Source organism: Bacillus sp. 1735sda2 (genome assembly GCF_024159245.1).
Taxonomy (GTDB): domain Bacteria; phylum Bacillota; class Bacilli; order Bacillales; family Bacillaceae; genus Bacillus; species Bacillus pumilus_O.
Genome location: NZ_JAMYWZ010000001.1, coordinates 206,045 through 222,307, shown reverse-complemented (window position 1 = coordinate 222,307; position 16,263 = coordinate 206,045). Strand labels below are relative to the sequence as shown.

General features: G+C 43.1%; 17 protein-coding genes, 1 pseudogene, 1 riboswitch and 1 other annotated feature. Of the genes and pseudogenes, 9 read left to right on the top strand and 9 right to left on the bottom strand.

All coding sequences use genetic code 11. The features are described from left to right. Positions 1 to 111 precede the first annotated feature (111 nt). On the top strand, positions 112 to 879 hold the full coding sequence (locus NKR21_RS01260; protein ID WP_144457215.1) for a GNAT family N-acetyltransferase: 768 nt from the start codon (positions 112 to 114) through the stop codon (positions 877 to 879). A 41-nt stretch (positions 880 to 920) separates the two neighbouring features. Here the strand turns inward: NKR21_RS01260 and NKR21_RS01255 are convergent, their stop codons facing one another. Continuing rightward, positions 921 to 2,093 (bottom strand): MFS transporter, encoded by a 1,173-nt coding sequence (locus NKR21_RS01255; RefSeq protein WP_060595432.1) that lies wholly within the window; start codon positions 2,091 to 2,093, stop codon positions 921 to 923. Positions 2,094 to 2,171: 78 nt separating this feature from the next. Next, positions 2,172 to 2,271, bottom strand: a riboswitch (purine riboswitch). 156 nt (positions 2,272 to 2,427) lie between these two features. Next, positions 2,428 to 2,623: a binding site (T-box leader), on the top strand. Positions 2,624 to 2,665: 42 nt separating this feature from the next. On the opposite strand from NKR21_RS01255, the gene proS reads away from it, so the two are divergent. Both proS and NKR21_RS01245 read left to right on the top strand, forming a co-directional pair. Next, positions 2,666 to 4,099 (top strand): proline--tRNA ligase, encoded by a 1,434-nt coding sequence (proS, locus tag NKR21_RS01250; protein ID WP_144457217.1) that lies wholly within the window; start codon positions 2,666 to 2,668, stop codon positions 4,097 to 4,099. Between the two features lie 134 nt (positions 4,100 to 4,233). Next, complete coding sequence (locus NKR21_RS01245) at positions 4,234 to 4,410, top strand: hypothetical protein (RefSeq protein ID WP_012008772.1); 177 nt, start codon at positions 4,234 to 4,236, stop codon at positions 4,408 to 4,410. A gap of 35 nt (positions 4,411 to 4,445) precedes the next feature. On the opposite strand, the gene NKR21_RS01240 is transcribed toward NKR21_RS01245, so the two are convergent. The 7 genes from NKR21_RS01240 to NKR21_RS01210 form a co-directional block, all read right to left on the bottom strand. Next, positions 4,446 to 5,222: a sulfite exporter TauE/SafE family protein gene (locus NKR21_RS01240; RefSeq protein WP_012008771.1), complete on the bottom strand. Its 777-nt coding sequence runs from the start codon at positions 5,220 to 5,222 to the stop codon at positions 4,446 to 4,448. Positions 5,223 to 5,280: 58 nt separating this feature from the next. Further along, positions 5,281 to 5,511, bottom strand: coding sequence for a sulfurtransferase TusA family protein (locus tag NKR21_RS01235; protein WP_119124346.1), 231 nt, complete (start codon positions 5,509 to 5,511; stop codon positions 5,281 to 5,283). Between the two features lie 33 nt (positions 5,512 to 5,544). Continuing rightward, a complete protein-coding gene (locus NKR21_RS01230) occupies positions 5,545 to 6,672 on the bottom strand; it encodes an MBL fold metallo-hydrolase (RefSeq protein ID WP_012008769.1) in 1,128 nt (375 codons plus the stop codon). A 14-nt stretch (positions 6,673 to 6,686) separates the two neighbouring features. Next, positions 6,687 to 7,247: a sulfurtransferase TusA family protein gene (locus NKR21_RS01225; RefSeq protein ID WP_119124345.1), complete on the bottom strand. Its 561-nt coding sequence runs from the start codon at positions 7,245 to 7,247 to the stop codon at positions 6,687 to 6,689. A 47-nt stretch (positions 7,248 to 7,294) separates the two neighbouring features. Next, positions 7,295 to 7,648: a rhodanese-like domain-containing protein gene (locus NKR21_RS01220; protein WP_012008767.1), complete on the bottom strand. Its 354-nt coding sequence runs from the start codon at positions 7,646 to 7,648 to the stop codon at positions 7,295 to 7,297. Positions 7,649 to 7,662: 14 nt separating this feature from the next. After that, the gene (locus NKR21_RS01215) at positions 7,663 to 8,145 is read right to left on the bottom strand and encodes a DsrE/DsrF/DrsH-like family protein (protein ID WP_012008766.1); all 483 of its coding nucleotides are present in this window, start codon (positions 8,143 to 8,145) and stop codon (positions 7,663 to 7,665) included. A 124-nt stretch (positions 8,146 to 8,269) separates the two neighbouring features. Further along, complete coding sequence (locus NKR21_RS01210; protein ID WP_003217059.1) at positions 8,270 to 8,530, bottom strand: metal-sensitive transcriptional regulator; 261 nt, start codon at positions 8,528 to 8,530, stop codon at positions 8,270 to 8,272. Positions 8,531 to 8,703: 173 nt separating this feature from the next. Here NKR21_RS01210 and NKR21_RS01205 point away from each other — a divergent pair, with 173 nt between their 5' ends. The 6 genes and pseudogenes from NKR21_RS01205 to NKR21_RS01180 all read left to right on the top strand — a co-directional run bounded on the left by NKR21_RS01205 (position 8,704) and on the right by NKR21_RS01180 (position 14,779). Then, a complete protein-coding gene (locus NKR21_RS01205) occupies positions 8,704 to 9,210 on the top strand; it encodes a hypothetical protein (RefSeq protein WP_144457219.1) in 507 nt (168 codons plus the stop codon). Between the two features lie 58 nt (positions 9,211 to 9,268). Then, positions 9,269 to 9,760, top strand: a pseudogene (locus NKR21_RS01200) (thioredoxin domain-containing protein); the annotation flags it as partial. Between the two features lie 84 nt (positions 9,761 to 9,844). Further along, entirely contained in the window at positions 9,845 to 11,332 is a 1,488-nt protein-coding gene (locus NKR21_RS21240; protein ID WP_313955726.1) for a thioredoxin domain-containing protein, read from the top strand. A 141-nt stretch (positions 11,333 to 11,473) separates the two neighbouring features. Then, on the top strand, positions 11,474 to 12,244 hold the full coding sequence (locus NKR21_RS01190; RefSeq protein ID WP_144457223.1) for a SurA N-terminal domain-containing protein: 771 nt from the start codon (positions 11,474 to 11,476) through the stop codon (positions 12,242 to 12,244). 226 nt (positions 12,245 to 12,470) lie between these two features. After that, positions 12,471 to 13,805 carry a glycerol-3-phosphate transporter gene (gene glpT, locus NKR21_RS01185; RefSeq protein WP_012008759.1) on the top strand — a complete coding sequence of 445 codons (1,335 nt, stop codon included), beginning with the start codon at positions 12,471 to 12,473 and terminating at the stop codon, positions 13,803 to 13,805. Between the two features lie 92 nt (positions 13,806 to 13,897). Next, on the top strand, positions 13,898 to 14,779 hold the full coding sequence (locus tag NKR21_RS01180) for a glycerophosphodiester phosphodiesterase (RefSeq protein WP_144457227.1): 882 nt from the start codon (positions 13,898 to 13,900) through the stop codon (positions 14,777 to 14,779). Between the two features lie 38 nt (positions 14,780 to 14,817). On the opposite strand, the gene NKR21_RS01175 is transcribed toward NKR21_RS01180, so the two are convergent. Continuing rightward, positions 14,818 to 16,206: an amino acid permease gene (locus tag NKR21_RS01175; RefSeq protein WP_144457229.1), complete on the bottom strand. Its 1,389-nt coding sequence runs from the start codon at positions 16,204 to 16,206 to the stop codon at positions 14,818 to 14,820. Positions 16,207 to 16,263: the final 57 nt, after the last annotated feature.

Here is a 16,263-nt window from a genome sequence, read left to right as displayed (position 1 = left end):
AATGATGTATGTACTTTTCTACTAGATCCTATAATGTCACAGCTCCTCTTTCTTTTATTTGCTATAATTCATGGGGGATATCATCCAATTTTTGATGAAAAAGGTGAGCTAATGAAAATCGAACAACAAATCGCCATTCGTCAGTTAGAAGAAAAGATCGACCTGTTTTCTTCAACTGTAAACGGAACGTTCCTCACAACGGACGATTTCGTTCTATCTAATACTCATATATCGACAGACACATTCAATTTGCTATTACCGACATCAGCGCACATTCAAGATCCGCAAAAAGTGAAAACAACCATCGAACACTTGCAGTCTCAGAAACAATCATTCAGTACGTGGGTGGATCATCGTTTGCTTCATCCTGATTGGACCAATTTACTACAGGAATACCAGCTTGAAGAGGTTGAACGCAATACGATCATGATGCTTGAGCAGACAGAGGGCATTGACCCAGCTATATCTTCACCGCTTACAATCAAAGAAGTACTTGATGAGCGGACACTGCTTGATTACAAAAATATCTTTATCGAACTATTCAAAGAGTCACCGGAGGCCATCGCCTTAGAGATCTATTTCCAGCGTTTTTCGCTTGAAGCTATACAATCACGTGCTCGCATGTTCGTCGGATATGTAGACCACAAACCGGTCACAACAGGCTTATTACTTGAAGCAACCGATAGCTACGGAATTTATGATGTCATCACAAGGGCAGAGCATCGCGGAAAGGGACTTGGCAGTGACATGTTTCATTATCTTCTGATCCAGACAGAAAACAAACAAAAGTGCGTCATGTTACAAGCATCAGCTGACGGCAAAAATATTTACCAACGTGCCGGCTTCCAACCAATCGGCGAAATGGTTGTTTTTGAATAGAATAAAGTAGAACAAAAAAAAAGCTGCCTATCATTAGGCAGCTATTCAGCACGATGCTGACGATCCATATAAAGTGGTGGTCTCTTCAACGAAATTACCGCACAGCTAAAGGCAATCAGCACAAACACTGCACCGAATTTCGCCAGATCAACAGATGAACCGGTCATCGTAAATAGGACACCACCAACCGCTGATCCAATCGAGATACCAATTTGCAAGGCCGATGTATTTAAGCTTTGCTGAATATCAGACGTGACAGGATCGGTTTGAATCAAATAACTCTGCAAGGCAGGCGTTAATGCCCAGCTAAGCGCTCCCCATAGGACAACCATGATCATAAAGAGAACAAACACACCCGCTGTATAAGGAATGATAAACATCACAACAGCAAACGCGATTGTCACCAGCAAGATGGCTTTCCCTGAACCTAGCTTGTCACTGAGCCAGCCGCCAAATCCATTCCCGCCAATAGAGGCAAGCCCGAAGACCAAATAACAAATACTAATCCAGAACGGGGTCATATGCAGAACTTCCATTAAAAACGGAGTGAAATAAGAATAAAGCATATAATGACCTGCAAGCATAAACAAACTAATCAAGTGTGCACTAAAAATTTTCGGATGCCCTAAAGAGCGAATTTGCTCTCTTAGAGGTGTCACTTTTTCAACAGGCATTTTCTCTAATAGGAAATAGATCAGCACCATCGATATCGCTGATAAAATACTGATTCCTAAAAACATCACTCTCCATCCAAAGCTCTCTGTAATAAAAATACCGATCGGTACACCGAGAACAAGTGAAGAACTAATCCCAATAAAAATCAGCCCTAATGCCTTCGCACGATGCGCTGGTTCCACTAATTTAGCAGTGATCGTCAGTGACAACACCACCACTAGCGCTGTACTCATCGCGATCAATACCCTAGAGATCATGACAAGGGCAAAGGTCGAACTAAAATATGTGAAGACATTCCCTATTGTAAACACCAATAAAGCGATTAAATAAAGACGCTTTCGTTCAATTTTAGCTGTGGCAGTCAACAGCACAGGTGCTGAAATGGCATACACAATGGCAAATACGGTGATAAGCTGCCCAGCTGTCGCAAGCGATACATTCAAATCCTCTGCAAGGCTTGGCAAAATGCCCCCGACGACAAGCTCAACTAATCCTACTGCAAATGTAGAAACGGCTAATAAATATACTCTCCAGTTCATGTCTAACATCCCTTCTCTATATCATCGCTTTCACTTTTGATACAGGGTGAAGACAAACAAAAAAACCCTGATTACAAAAAAAGGAAAGCACGCTTTTGTAATCAGGATTTATCGGATCCTGGTAGAAACCCTCAAACCATATTATTGAGGTTATACAAGTCTATTTTTTTCTTCAAACATAGTAGCATATGCTTACATAACTGGCAAGCTGTAAAAATAGGAAATGACTGCAAATTCACGATCAACAAACCACTCAGAACAGCATGAAAAGAAACCCAGTCCAACTTGCTTTCTCCTGCATTTACAGGTAAACTGATGAAAAATCAACGAACATTCATCAACGTAGATCTGGAATAGTAGCTTGAATTGACCTTTAACAGAGAGGGAACGGTGCTGAGAAGTTCCTACTGACATCTTCAAGTGAACCTGCCGATTTAGTTCTGTTTCATACAGCGGTTCATACCGTTATCATGATCAAGTGTAAAGCTGTGCTTTAAATTAGGGTGGTACCACCAGGAATGGTCCCTAACTTAAAGCACAGCTTTTTTGTTTTTTAAAAGGAGGAATATGCAATGTCAAAGAAACAATTTGTTGAAAAAATCACAAGCATGGAAGACGACTTTGCCCAGTGGTATACAGATGTTGTCACAAAGGCGCGTCTCGTCGATTATTCAAGCGTTAGAGGCAGTATGATCATTCAGCCATACGGCTTTAAAATCTGGGAGAATATTCGCGACGAACTTGACCGCCAAATTAAAGAAACAGGGCATGAGAATGTGTATATGCCGCTCTTTATCCCAGAAAGCCTGCTTCAGCAGGAAAAAGACCATATCGAAGGCTTCGCTCCTGAAGTGGCGTGGGTCACACATGGCGGTGAATCCGAATTACAGGAAAGGCTCTGCGTCAGACCAACCTCTGAAGTACTATTCGCAGAGCATTACAAAAACATCATTCATTCTTACCGTGATTTACCGAAGCTTTATAACCAATGGGCGAATGTCGTCCGCTGGGAAAAGACCACACGTCCATTCCTTAGAACACTTGAATTCCTATGGCAAGAAGGACACACATGTCATGAGACAGAGCAAGAAGCGATTGAGGAAACAGAAAGAATGCTTCACATCTACGCTTCTCTTTGCGAAGAGCTCCTTGCCATTCCTGTCATTAAAGGGAGAAAAACAGAGAAGGAAAAATTCGCTGGTGCCCGCTTCACCTATACGGTTGAAAGCTTGATGCATGATGGAAAAGCGCTGCAAACAGCCACTTCTCACTTCTTCGGAAACGGATTTGCCAAAGCATTTGGCATCGAATTCTTAAACCGCGAAGGAAAGCTAGAGCATGTCCAGCAAACCTCTTGGGGCTTTACGACAAGAATCATCGGTGCCATGATCATGGTGCACGGCGATGACAGAGGACTCGTCCTTCCGCCAAACATTGCACCAACCCAAGTACGAATTGTGCCAATCGCCTCTCACAAGGAAGGTGTGCTCGATCATGCCTACGAATTAAAAGATCGACTCACCCGCATCGCACGTGCTGATATCGATGCAAGTGATAAACAGCCTGGCTGGAAATTCAACGAATGTGAAATGCAGGGCATTCCTCTACGTGTCGAAGTAGGACCTAAAGACATCGAAAAAGGACAGGTGATGCTCGCAAGACGAGACACTGGAGAAAAGCAAGCTGTCACCTTAGATGCACTTGAACAAACCATTACATCCACGCTTGAAGATATTCAACGGACGATGTACGAAAAGGCGAAAGAACGATTACATGAAAAAACATCAACAGCTCACACCATCGAAGACATTGAGCACATTCTTTCAGAAGAAAATCGATTGATTAAAGCCATGTGGTGTGGTGACGAAGTCTGTGAGAACGACATCAAAGAAAGAACAGGGGCGACCTCACGCTGTATCCCATTTAAACAGGAAACCATTTCGGAAACATGTGTCTGCTGCGGAAAGCCTGCATCTGATATGGTCTTTTGGGCAAAATCTTATTGAGAAAGAGAAGCATCCTTTACGATGCTTCTTTTTTTGTTAAAAAGACCCAAAACCCCATTGACCTCATCAGCACGATCCCCTATAATTCGTATTAATATAATCGGTTTTTAAGACTTTAAATGGAGTGGTGATATATGAAGCGCTGGCCCTCACTGTTTGCTGAACGCTGTCCTAAATGTAAAACAGCATTAGAAGTCTCTAAGTCCAATGCCCTGCAAGGCAAAGTCGTGAAAACATGCCCCAACCTTCATTATCAAAAAGAGTATCACCCAGCCCTTGAAACATATATCGAGCACGATGACATCAAATAAAAAAGACCAACACGTTTGCTTTGTTGGTCTCTTCTTTATAATAAATCCAGCCAAATTTTGACCGCTGTCGCCGTAATCATCGCAGCAAGTGCCCATTGTAAGTAGACGGCGTTGATTTTCTGACCGACCTTAGCACCAATCGGAGCGGCGATTAAACTTGCCAGCATCAGCACAACCGCAGGAAGAAGCATGACTTGACCCGTCAATACCTTTCCAGCCGATGCACCGATCGCAGAAAGAAACGTAATCGCAAGGGACGACGCAATCGTCATCCTGACAGGAATTTTTAAAATAGACAGCATCACCGGTACCAATATAAATGCTCCGCCCGCACCTAGTACCCCGGAAACACTACCAATCACAAAGGCAATACCTGCCGCAAGTCCTTTATGAAAAGTGACTTCTTCCTCTGCATCTGCACGCTGTCCCTTTTTTGGAATCAGCATGAGAACCACAGCCACAATCGCAAGCAATCCATAGACGAGATTCATCCCATTCTCTGGCATGAAGTGAGATACATAACTGCCTAGTAAGCTGCCCGCCAATATACTGCTCCCCATATATAAAATCAACGACCGATGTAAAAATCCGCTTTTACGATAGGCCAATACACCACCGAGCGTCGAAAAAAGCACTTGAATGGCGCCAATGCCTGATACTTCGTGTGCCGAGAGTGCCATCACACCGACAAGTGGCGGGATATAAAGAAGCATAGGATAGTTAATCACAGATCCCCCGATCCCCACCATTCCTGATAAGAAGGAACCAATACATCCGATGATAAAAAGTGTAATCAAAAACGCAAAATCCACGCTGGTCTCCTCCTTTGCAAAAGGAAAAGGGGATCTTCAGCAGATACCCCTACATCCTTTAGGACCCTTTTTTCACCCAGAACTTCAGCACATGTCCTTCTTCCGTCTGCGTGATCAATTCATGTCCGCTTGACTTCGCCCATGCTGCTAAGTCAGCTTTAGCTCCTTTATCTGTTGCATGTATTTCTAAAACTTGACCTTCCGCCAAGTCGTTCATTTTTTTCTTTGTTCGAATAATCGGCATTGGGCATGCAAGCCCTGTGACGTCTAACATTTGATCTGATGTCATTTCGTTGTTCCTCTCCTCTTATTTTATTGGACATTACCGAATCGCACAACGATTTGGACCAATTTCCATTTCACGCTGCGCTTCATCGTCTGGGCTCAGCTTCCCCATATTGGTTTGACGAATGTCTTGATAGGCGTTTGGCTGTGCTGGTAGATTCTTCGTGACCATTTCTCTAAATACGGCTTCATCTTCAATATTCAGTCCATGATTTTCTTCAAATAGAACGCCTAGCTCCTTCCAAACGCTTCCGTCTTCATTGACTTCATCCATGATCATGAAATGCGCTGGCAACACAATCAATTCTTTCGAAAGTGCGCCATATCGGTCATATAGGGTTTCTCTCAAATCACCTGCCCAGTCCTCCGCCATTCCAGCGAGGTCGGGTCTTCCAATCGAATCCACGAACAAAATATCACCTGAAAGAAGATATTGATCATCCACGATAAAAGATGTTGACCCTATCGTATGCCCCGGTGAGTAAAGGGGATGAATATCAATGGTAGCCGCTCCTATCGCGATACGCTCTCCTTCTTCAAGACGGTTATATTCAAAGATCACTTCTTCTGCATCTTTTGGCGGCAGCCAGTAGCTAGCACCCGTCTGTTCAGCCAGTTTCTTCCCGCCAGAAATATGATCTGCATGAAGATGAGTATCCAACACTTGTGTTATAGAGACATGATGCTTTTTAGCAAAACGGATATAGACATCTGTCATTCTAGCGGCATCTACAATTGCGGACTCTCCATTCGACATGATCATATAAGACAGGCATCCTTTGCCCATCCGTACAAATTGATAGAGCTCTCCACCGCCGCTTAAATCACCAATCTTCACTGGCTCTAGATGCTCACTCCACGCCTTCATGCCGCCTTCTAAATAATGGACCGTTCTGCCTGCCTCTGACAGCATCTCTGCGACCATGATAGAGGAGCCTTCCTTGGCACAAACCACCAACACTTCACGATCATGAGGAATGTCATGTAAAATGCCCTCTACTCCTTCAAGGAGATCAAAATAAGGCACATTCATATGAACGATTGCTTCCCCTTCGATCTTCCAGTCCTGTACATCCGCTTGATTTCGCACATCTAGCAAAAAGAGCGGTTCCTTGTTCACAATCTTTTTTGTTAACTGCTCTGCAGTCATCGCTTTTACCGTCATATTTCATTCAGCTCCTATTTTTCAATCGCTCCTGTCCAGCTATTCATGCCTGGCACAATATTCGTCAATTGATGAAATCCTTTTTCTTTTAACTTTTGCGCAGCTAATTCACTTCTTCTGCCTGAATGACAGATCAGGTAAATGTCCGTCTCCCGGCTCAATTCCTCCGCACGTTGATCCACCTCACCAAGAGGAATATGAACAGCTCCTGGAATATGTCCCGCCTCGTATTCATCTAGCTCTCTCACATCTAAAATCATCAAAGATGGATCTTCTTTTACTTTCTGTTGAAAAGTCTCCAAAGACATTTCCGAAATCATGGACTTCCCTTCTTTCTGTTGTTCTCCGCCTTTACGAATCAAATGATGGAGCACCTGGCCTTCTACTGTTGTTCCTAAAAATTCGTGGCCGGCACTTTTTGACCATGCCGCCAGATCCGCTGTTGATCCTTTATCGGTAGCTTGCACCTCCAGTACATCTCCTGGTAAAAGCTCATTCATTTGTTTTTTTGTTTTTACAATCGGCATTGGGCATGCCAGTCCTTTTGCATCTAAAATGACAGTTGGTTGCTGCATGTCATGTCCTCCTCAATATAGGGGTGGGGGTATATTTTGTTGCGTATTTAATGCCAAGCATTCATGCCACCCTTGATGTTGGTAATCTGAGTAAATCCCTGCTTCTTCAATATTTTCGCTGCCTGCATACTTCTCATTCCGCTTTGACATATGACATAGACCTCTTCATTTTTCTCAAGCTGAGAAGCTCGTTTCTTCAAATGAGACAACGGGATGTTTTGAAAGCCTTTGATATGATTTGTTTGAAATTCAGTAGGAGATCGCACATCAATGAGCTGTTGACCTTTGCTTTTCAGCTTCTTTTTCATATGAGCTGCATCCATTTGCTTCACACCTCGTACCGGCAGAAAGCGGCTCACGAGTAATCCAATTACGATGATGAGTAAAATCGTTTGCACCATCCTGCTTCACCTCACTAGATAAATAAATTCACACGCCCGATTTCAGCCTCTGCTAAATATGCAGCTACACCAGCATATTGAATGTCATCCAATAATTCTTTCTCCTGTAAACCTAAAAGATCCATCGTCATTGTACATGCCACGAGGTTAATATCCTGCTCCTTCGCCATCTCAATGAGCTGCGGCAAGGTCATAGCATTGTGCTTTTTGATTACATGCTTGATCATTTTCGGCCCCATTCCTGCAAAATTCATCTTGGAAATCCCCATGCGATCAGCCCCGCGCGGCATCATCTTGCCGAACATTTTTTCTAAAAATCCTTTTTTCATCGGTACCATTTCATCCTTACGCAAGGCATTCAACCCCCAAAATGTATGGAAAATGGTCACCTCGTGATCATAGGCTGCTGCACCATTGGCAATAATGTAAGCTGCCATCGCTTTATCATAATCTCCACTAAATAACACAATCGTCGTGCGTTTTTTCTGTTCTTCCATTCTGCTCCTCCTCCAACAATTACCTATGGGGGTATATATAAATCAAAAAATATATACATATACCGGTAAGGGTATATTACATCAAGTAAAAAAATCCGTCAACCTCCAAAGGCTGAGGAATTTCTTACCGGCTTTTCACCAATAGCTCAACTGCCTCTTTCACAAGACCTTCCGTATCCTTGCCTTGTTCAAGACTTTCACGAACACATTGCTCAAGATTTGTACTCACAATCACACCCATTGCCCGATCTATGGCATTACGTGATGCAGATAGCTGCGTGACTACCTCGCGGCAATCCTTGCCTTGCTCCATCATCGCAAGAACTCCTTTAATCTGCCCCTCAATCCGGCGAAGACGGTTCTTCATCTGCTGATTATATTCCATGAATAAGCACTCCTTTCTATGACAGATAGTATACCCTAAGCGGTATTTAGTCAAACGACTTGCCCTTTTCTTTTGTAGAAAACGTATGTGAAAAGAATTGCACATTCCACCATTTATTGATAAAAAGTAAATAACCAACGAATGAGAAATCATTGAAGAAAAGAGGGCAACCTATGACTTTACAGCATTATATTGGATCAAACAAAGAACTGCCGCTTGGGACCATTGGTCAAAATCCTACCTATAAACCACTCTCTGAACTCAATATCAAATTGTTTGATCAAAAACAAAAAAAGCACAAAACCTATCAAAAAGAAGATCCTTTGATAGAAGTATTCGAAACAGAAGAGGATTTCGAAGGCATTCACATTGATTATTTAGATCCTTTCTATGAAACGGTAAGAAACAAATTCACACATCCTTTTGTTTATGAATTGGACATCATTCATTCTCTTCGTGCACTTTTTCAATTCATTGAAAAAGAGCTGTCAACAGGAGAAACCATCGAAATCTATTCTTGTCTAAATGAACTCGAAACGAAAGAAAAGGATGATCAATTGGATGTAGAAATTGACCTAAGCAAAAAACGGTTTGGAAAACATATCTATTTTAAAGACATCAATGAACTGATTGATATGTTTGAATTAGAAAACTTACAATATGTATTGGTGAAGAAGTAAAGATGATAAATTCCTTCCAAATGAGGGATCATATAAAAAAGAAAAAAGCAGGTGACCCATGCCAAACAACCAAACACCCAACCCACTCATCACGGAAAAATCACCATACCTCCTTCAACACGCCCACAACCCAGTTCACTGGTACCCGTGGGGGCAAGAAGCCTTTGACAAAGCCAAACGTGAAAATAAACCTGTGCTTGTCAGCATTGGTTACGCCACATGCCACTGGTGCCACGTCATGGCACACGAAAGCTTCGAAGATCAACAAGTCGCTGACATCTTAAATGAGCATTTTATTTCGATTAAAGTCGATCGTGAGGAGCGTCCAGACATCGACTCTATGTATATGTCTGTTTGTCAGATGATGACGGGGCAAGGCGGCTGGCCGTTGAACGTGTTTGTCACGCCGGATCAAAAGCCTTTTTATGCTGGGACATATTTTCCAAAAAGAAGTGCATACGGGCGTCCTGGCTTCATTGAGGCACTGACACAATTGCTGGATGCGTACCATAACGACCGAGATCATATTGAATCATTGGCTGAGAAAGCGACAAATAATCTGCGGATTAAAGCAGCAGGGCAGACAGAAAACACACTGTCTCAAGAGGCAATTCACAAAGCCTATTACCAGCTCATGAGCAGCTTTGATACGCTATATGGCGGATTCGGCTCCGCACCGAAATTTCCTGCACCTCATATGCTCTCATTTCTGATGCGCTATTACGAATGGACAGGACAGGAGAATGCGCTGTATACAGTCACGAAAACGTTAGGTGGAATGGCAAATGGCGGTATATACGACCATATTGGGTCGGGCTTTTCTCGTTATTCGACGGATGAAAAATGGCTTGTGCCGCATTTTGAAAAAATGCTGTATGATAATGCCTTGCTGATGGAAGCTTACACAGAAGCGTATCAGCTCGCCTCAAAACCTGAGTATGAAAAACTTGTCCAACGCCTGATCCAATTTATTAAACAAGATATGATGAATCCGGGCGGCTCATTTTATTCAGCGATAGATGCAGATTCTGAAGGGAAAGAAGGGCAATATTACGTCTGGTCAAAAGATGAGATCATCACCCATTTAGGGGAGGAGCTTGGCGCTTTATTTTGCGAAGTCTATCACATCACAGAAGAGGGGAACTTTGAAGGGGAGAACATCCCTCATACCATTTCTACCTCTTTTGAGGACATCAAAGCCTCTTTTTCGATCGATGATAAAACCCTTCAGTCTAAGCTGCAAGAAGCCCGGCATATTTTACAATCAGTCAGACAGCAGAGACAAGCGCCGCTTGTCGATGACAAGGTGCTCACATCTTGGAATGCGCTGATGATCGCAGCTCTCGCCAAAGCAGGAAGGGTCTTTGATGCAGAGGAAGCGATCCATATGGCGAAGCAGGCGATGTCTTTTCTAGAAACACATCTTGTTCAACATGAGCGGCTCATGGTCCGCTACAGAGAAGGTGACGTGAAGCATCTCGGCTTTATCGAGGATTATGCGCATATGCTAAAAGCCTATATGTCTTTATACGAAGCGACCTTTGAATTAGATTGGCTGGAAAAAGCCTCAGCCATTGCTGAGAACATGTTTGAGCTGTTTTGGGACAAGGAAAAAGGGGGCTTTTTCTTCTCGGGATCAGATGCGGAATCGCTCCTCGTTCGAGAAAAAGAAGTGTACGACGGTGCTATGCCTTCTGGCAACAGCACCGCACTCAAGCACCTTCTCATGCTAAGCAGACTGACCGGACGTCAGGATTGGCTAGACACATTAGATCAGATGTTCCAAGCCTTTTATGTCGATGTCTCTTCATATCCAAGCGGTCATACAGCGTTTCTGCAAGGGCTCTTAAGTCAATATGCAACGAAAAGAGAAATCATCATTCTCGGAAAAAATGGCGACCCTCAAAAAGAACAGCTTTTACAGGCGCTTCAAAAACGCTTCATGCCATTTGATATCATATTGACTGCCGAAACAGGCCAGGAATTAGCAAAACTCGCGCCCTTTACAAAAGATTACAAAACAATCGATGGCAAAACCACCGTGTATATTTGTGAAAACTACAGCTGCCGCCAGCCAATCACCGATATCGACGAAGCAATGGCACAATTGAGTTTGTCATGAGATGACTATGAGAAGACAAAATGAGGACAAACAGATAAAAAACATGTCAATCCGCTAACAAATTGTCTGTACGGTTTTATTTTTCCTAAAAAACGGTTAGAATGCGCACTAGATGTTCTCATACCGAAGGGAGAGAAAATGATGAAAAAGGTATCATACACACTCATCGCTTGTTTGTTATCTGTTGGACTTGCAGCCTGCTCGTCAAACGATGCCCAACAAGATAAGCAAAACGATTCAGCCAAAAACAAGGAAACTACACAGGCTGACCAAAAAAAGCAGCAAAAGCAAATGGAAGAGATGCAAAAGAAATTAGACGCACAAAAAATCGATGATCAAAAGGTCGTTGCGACCGTCAACCAAGACAAAATCACAGGTAATGAATATAATAGCGCTTTATCAACCATTCAAGGACAGCTTCAGCAATCTGGGCAAGACCCAACATCTAAAGAAGGCGCAAAAGCAGTTAAGAAACAAACCATTGATGCGCTCGTAGGTCAAGAGCTCATCCTGCAAGATGCTGAGAAGAAGGGCATCAAAGCCTCTGACAAAGAGGTAGATAAACAGTTAAAAGAAGAAAAGAAACAATTTAAAGACAACGCTCAATTTGAAGAAGCCCTTAAGAAAAGCGGACTCACCATGGATCAGCTGAAAAGTGACATTGCCGACAGCATCAAATACAGCCAGTATGTCGACAAAGAAATCAAATCAGCATCCGTCTCTGAAAAGGATGTCAAAACGTACTATGATCAATACGCTGATGAAATGAAAAAACAAAAGCAAAAAGCACCAGAGTACAAAGAGGTTAAATCACAAATTAAAAAACAGCTAGAATCTCAAGAAAAGCAGAAAGAAGTTCAAAAAGAAATTGAAAAACTAAAAAAATCTGCGAAAATTAATGTGTCTCTATAACAGCTAATGAAAAATCCGCCATTGTGCGGATTTTTTTTCGTTACTTGATGAACTGTTTTTCCAAAATAATGACAAAAGCCTCATCATAAACATCTTTTCCTTCCGATATGATGGGAGTACAAAAGAAAGCGTTATCAATTCTTTTGTCTCTTAAAAAGTACAAGATCAAACGCTGATCTCGTACTTTTGCTTCAGTCAATTGGACAACGAAAAGAGGAGGATCTTTATGTTCAAATGGTTTAAACCCGCTCCGCATATCGACAGGCTCGATGATGCCAAAACAGATGAGACCTATAAGAAACTGCGGCTGCAAGTCTTTTTAGGCATCTTTATCGGGTATGCTGGCTATTATTTGCTGCGGAAAAATTTCGCTTTTGCTATTCCATATCTACAAGAAGAAGGGTTCACGAAAAGTGAATTAGGCTTTGTACTCGCGGCTGTCTCCATCGCTTATGGCTTTAGTAAATTCATCATGGGGATGATCTCAGACCGCTGTAATCCAAGATATTTTTTAGCCACCGGACTCTTTTTATCAGCCCTTATCAATATCCTATTTGTCTCATTTCCATGGGTGACGTCAAGTGTATGGATCATGTTCTTATTCATGTTTTTAAACGGCTGGTTCCAAGGCATGGGGTGGCCGCCATGTGGACGGACGATGGCGCATTGGTTTTCGGTTAGTGAACGTGGAACGAAAATGTCCATTTGGAACGTCGCTCACAATATCGGCGGGGGAATTCTTGCACCACTCATCACCTTAGGAATCGTACTGTTTGCAACATGGAAAAGTATCTTCTTCTTCCCTGCCATCATTGCCATTATCGTCTCCTTCGTGATCATTCTTCTCGTCCGAGATACACCGCAATCTACTGGTCTTCCGCCAATCGAGGAATATCGCAATGACTATCCGGCACAGCAGTATGAAGATCAAGAAAAAGAATTAACAGTGAAAGAGATCTTATTTAAGTATGTGCTCAACAATAAATTCCTTTGGTATATCGCCATTGCCAACGTCTTTGTGTACTTCGTCCGTTACGGTGTCGTAGACTGGGCGCCGACCTACTTAACAGAAGCTAAAGGCTTTTCACCAGAGCATTCCCGCTGGTCATATTTTCTTTATGAATATGCAGGCATTCCTGGCACATTATTGTGCGGGTGGATTAGTGACCGATTCTTTAGAAGCCGCCGCGCACCAGCAGGCGTCCTCTTTATGGCTGGGGTGTTAATTGCGGTGCTTGTTTACTGGTTAAACCCTGCTGGCAATCCAATGGTCGATAACATCGCCCTTATCAGCATCGGCTTTTTAATTTACGGACCTGTCATGCTCATTGGACTTCAAGCCATTGACCTCGCTCCTAAAAAAGCGGCTGGCACTGCGGCCGGACTCACTGGCTTTTTCGGCTATATTGGCGGCTCTGCCTTCGCCAATGCGATGATGGGCGTTGTCGTAGATCATTACGACTGGACAGGAGGATTTATTTTACTGGTTGGTTCTTGTGTGCTTGCGATTGTTTTCCTCGCGATGACATGGAATACAGGAAAACGCGTAGAGCAAGCTTAATGAAAATCACATAAAAGATTCATATCCGCCCAACATGCTCTTTACATCTATTTCTTATGATGAAGGCAGTTACCGTAAAAGGAGGATAAAATATGAAGAAAAGTAGATTACTTGCTTTCGTGTTGCTCTCTTTTGCTTTACTGTCTATTGCGTGGGTGCCGGCCACCGTATCGGCACATGAACATCTTTTATCTCCAGATCGTATTCTAACCGTTGCACATCGCGGAGCATCAGGGTATGCACCAGAGCATACCCTGGCTTCTTACAAACTCGCCACAAAGATGAATGCCGATTACCTCGAACTCGACCTTCAAATGACAAAGGATGGCCATCTCATCGTCATGCACGATGAAACCGTTGACCGCACCACAAACGGAACGGGCTCGGTCAAAGACCTGACACTTGCTGAAATCAAACAGCTGGATGCTGGTACTTGGTTTAACGAAGCCAATCCTGACAGACAAAATGCCAACTATATCGGACAGCGAGTCCTCACATTAGATGAAGTACTGCGCTATTTTGGCAAACGAGAAAATTATTATATTGAAACAAAAAAACCAGACATCTATCCGCAAATGGAAGAAAAGCTATTGGCGACCCTAAAAAAACATCATCTTCTCGGGAAACACACAAGAAAAGGGCAGGTCATCATTCAATCCTTTAGCCAAGACAGCCTGCTAAAGCTACAGAAATTAGCCCCGCACCTTCCAAAAGTACAGCTTTTAGACAGAACCCAAATGACGTCCATCACAGATGACCAGCTCGACTTCATCAAATCCTATGCAGTGGGGGTCGGACCGAATTTTAGAGCATTGACACTTGAAAACGTGCAACAGGTCAGAAGCCATGGACTCCTCCTCCACCCATATACGGTCAACACCGAAGCAGACATGACCCGATTACTGCAATACGGCGTCACCGGTCTTTTCACCAACTTTCCAGATGTCTTCAACCGTGTAAAAGCTTCGCTCTAAACAAAAAAAGCCTTGCGGTCCATCCCGCAAGGCTTTGGTTATTTTACCGTTTGATCAGAAGAAGCTGTTTCAATCGGTTTCCGTTTCCCGATCCCAAAGACATAGAAGCTAAGCGCTACTACAATTAAGAACCCAATTGCCACAATCAGAGAAATACGCGTATCCTGATTAATGAGCATAAATACAAGCACCATCAGTAAGAAACCGATTGTCAGATAATTAGAAAACGGAGCTAGTGGCATCTTGAATGGATGCTGATCAAGCGCAGCTCCCTTCGCCTTTCTAAAACTGATATGACTAATCAAAATCACAAACCATGGCACCATACCCGGAAGTACACTCGCACTATACACATAGACGAAAATGTTTGGTGGCGCAACGTAATTGAGAACAACTCCTATCGCTAAACCAATCAGCACAGCCAATGTTCCAAAATACGGCACACCATTCTTCGAAATTTTGGTGAAGAAAGCAGGCGCCTGCCCGTTCACACCTAATGTATAAAGCATACGTCCCGCACTGAAAATCCCACTATTACAGCCGGACATCGCTGCTGTAATGACAACAAAGTTAATAATACCAGCGGCGGCTGTAATTCCAATTTTCGCAAACGTCGCCACAAATGGACTGCCAAGGGTATTCAGCTGATCCCAAGGGTACACTGTCACAATGACAAAGATCGCGCCGATATAGAAAATCAAAATACGCCAGATGATACTTTTGATGGCATTGGTCAGCGTCTTTTCTGGATTTTGCGCTTCACCTGCTGTAATCCCAATCAGCTCTACACCCTGATAGGCAGCAATGACGAGCGACAATGCAAACAAGAATCCGGTAAATCCACCTGTAAAGAATCCGCCGTGTGCCCACAGATTAGACAATCCAATAGGCGTTCCGCCATTTCCAAATCCGAAGAAAATAATGCCTAGACCTGCAATGATCATTAAAATAATCGTCACAATCTTGATCATGGCAAACCAAAATTCGAACTCACCGAACGATTTAACCGAAATCAAATTGGCCGCTCCCAAAATAATCATCGCAATTAATCCTGGAATCCACGCTGGCAGCTCTGGGAACCAATATTTCATATAAGCGCCTACGGCAATAATTTCCGACATCCCGACAATGACCCACTGGAACCAGTTACTCCAAGCTGTCATATACCCCGCAAGCGGATGAATATATTGATGACCGAATGTAGCAAATGAACCTGTACTCGGTTCAACGTATAACATTTCTCCCATCGCACGCATAATAAAAAAGATAAAGATACCACATACTGCGTACGCGAGAAGAACCGATGGACCTGTCCATTGAATGGCCTTGGCTGACCCCATAAATAAGCCAACACCAATCGTGCCGCCGAGTGCGATCATTTGAATATGGCGCGCACTTAACCCTCTTTTTAATTCCTTTTGAGCCACATTTCTTCCCCCTCATCAACAAACAACATAAAAAATAAAAATCAGAATATTCATTCT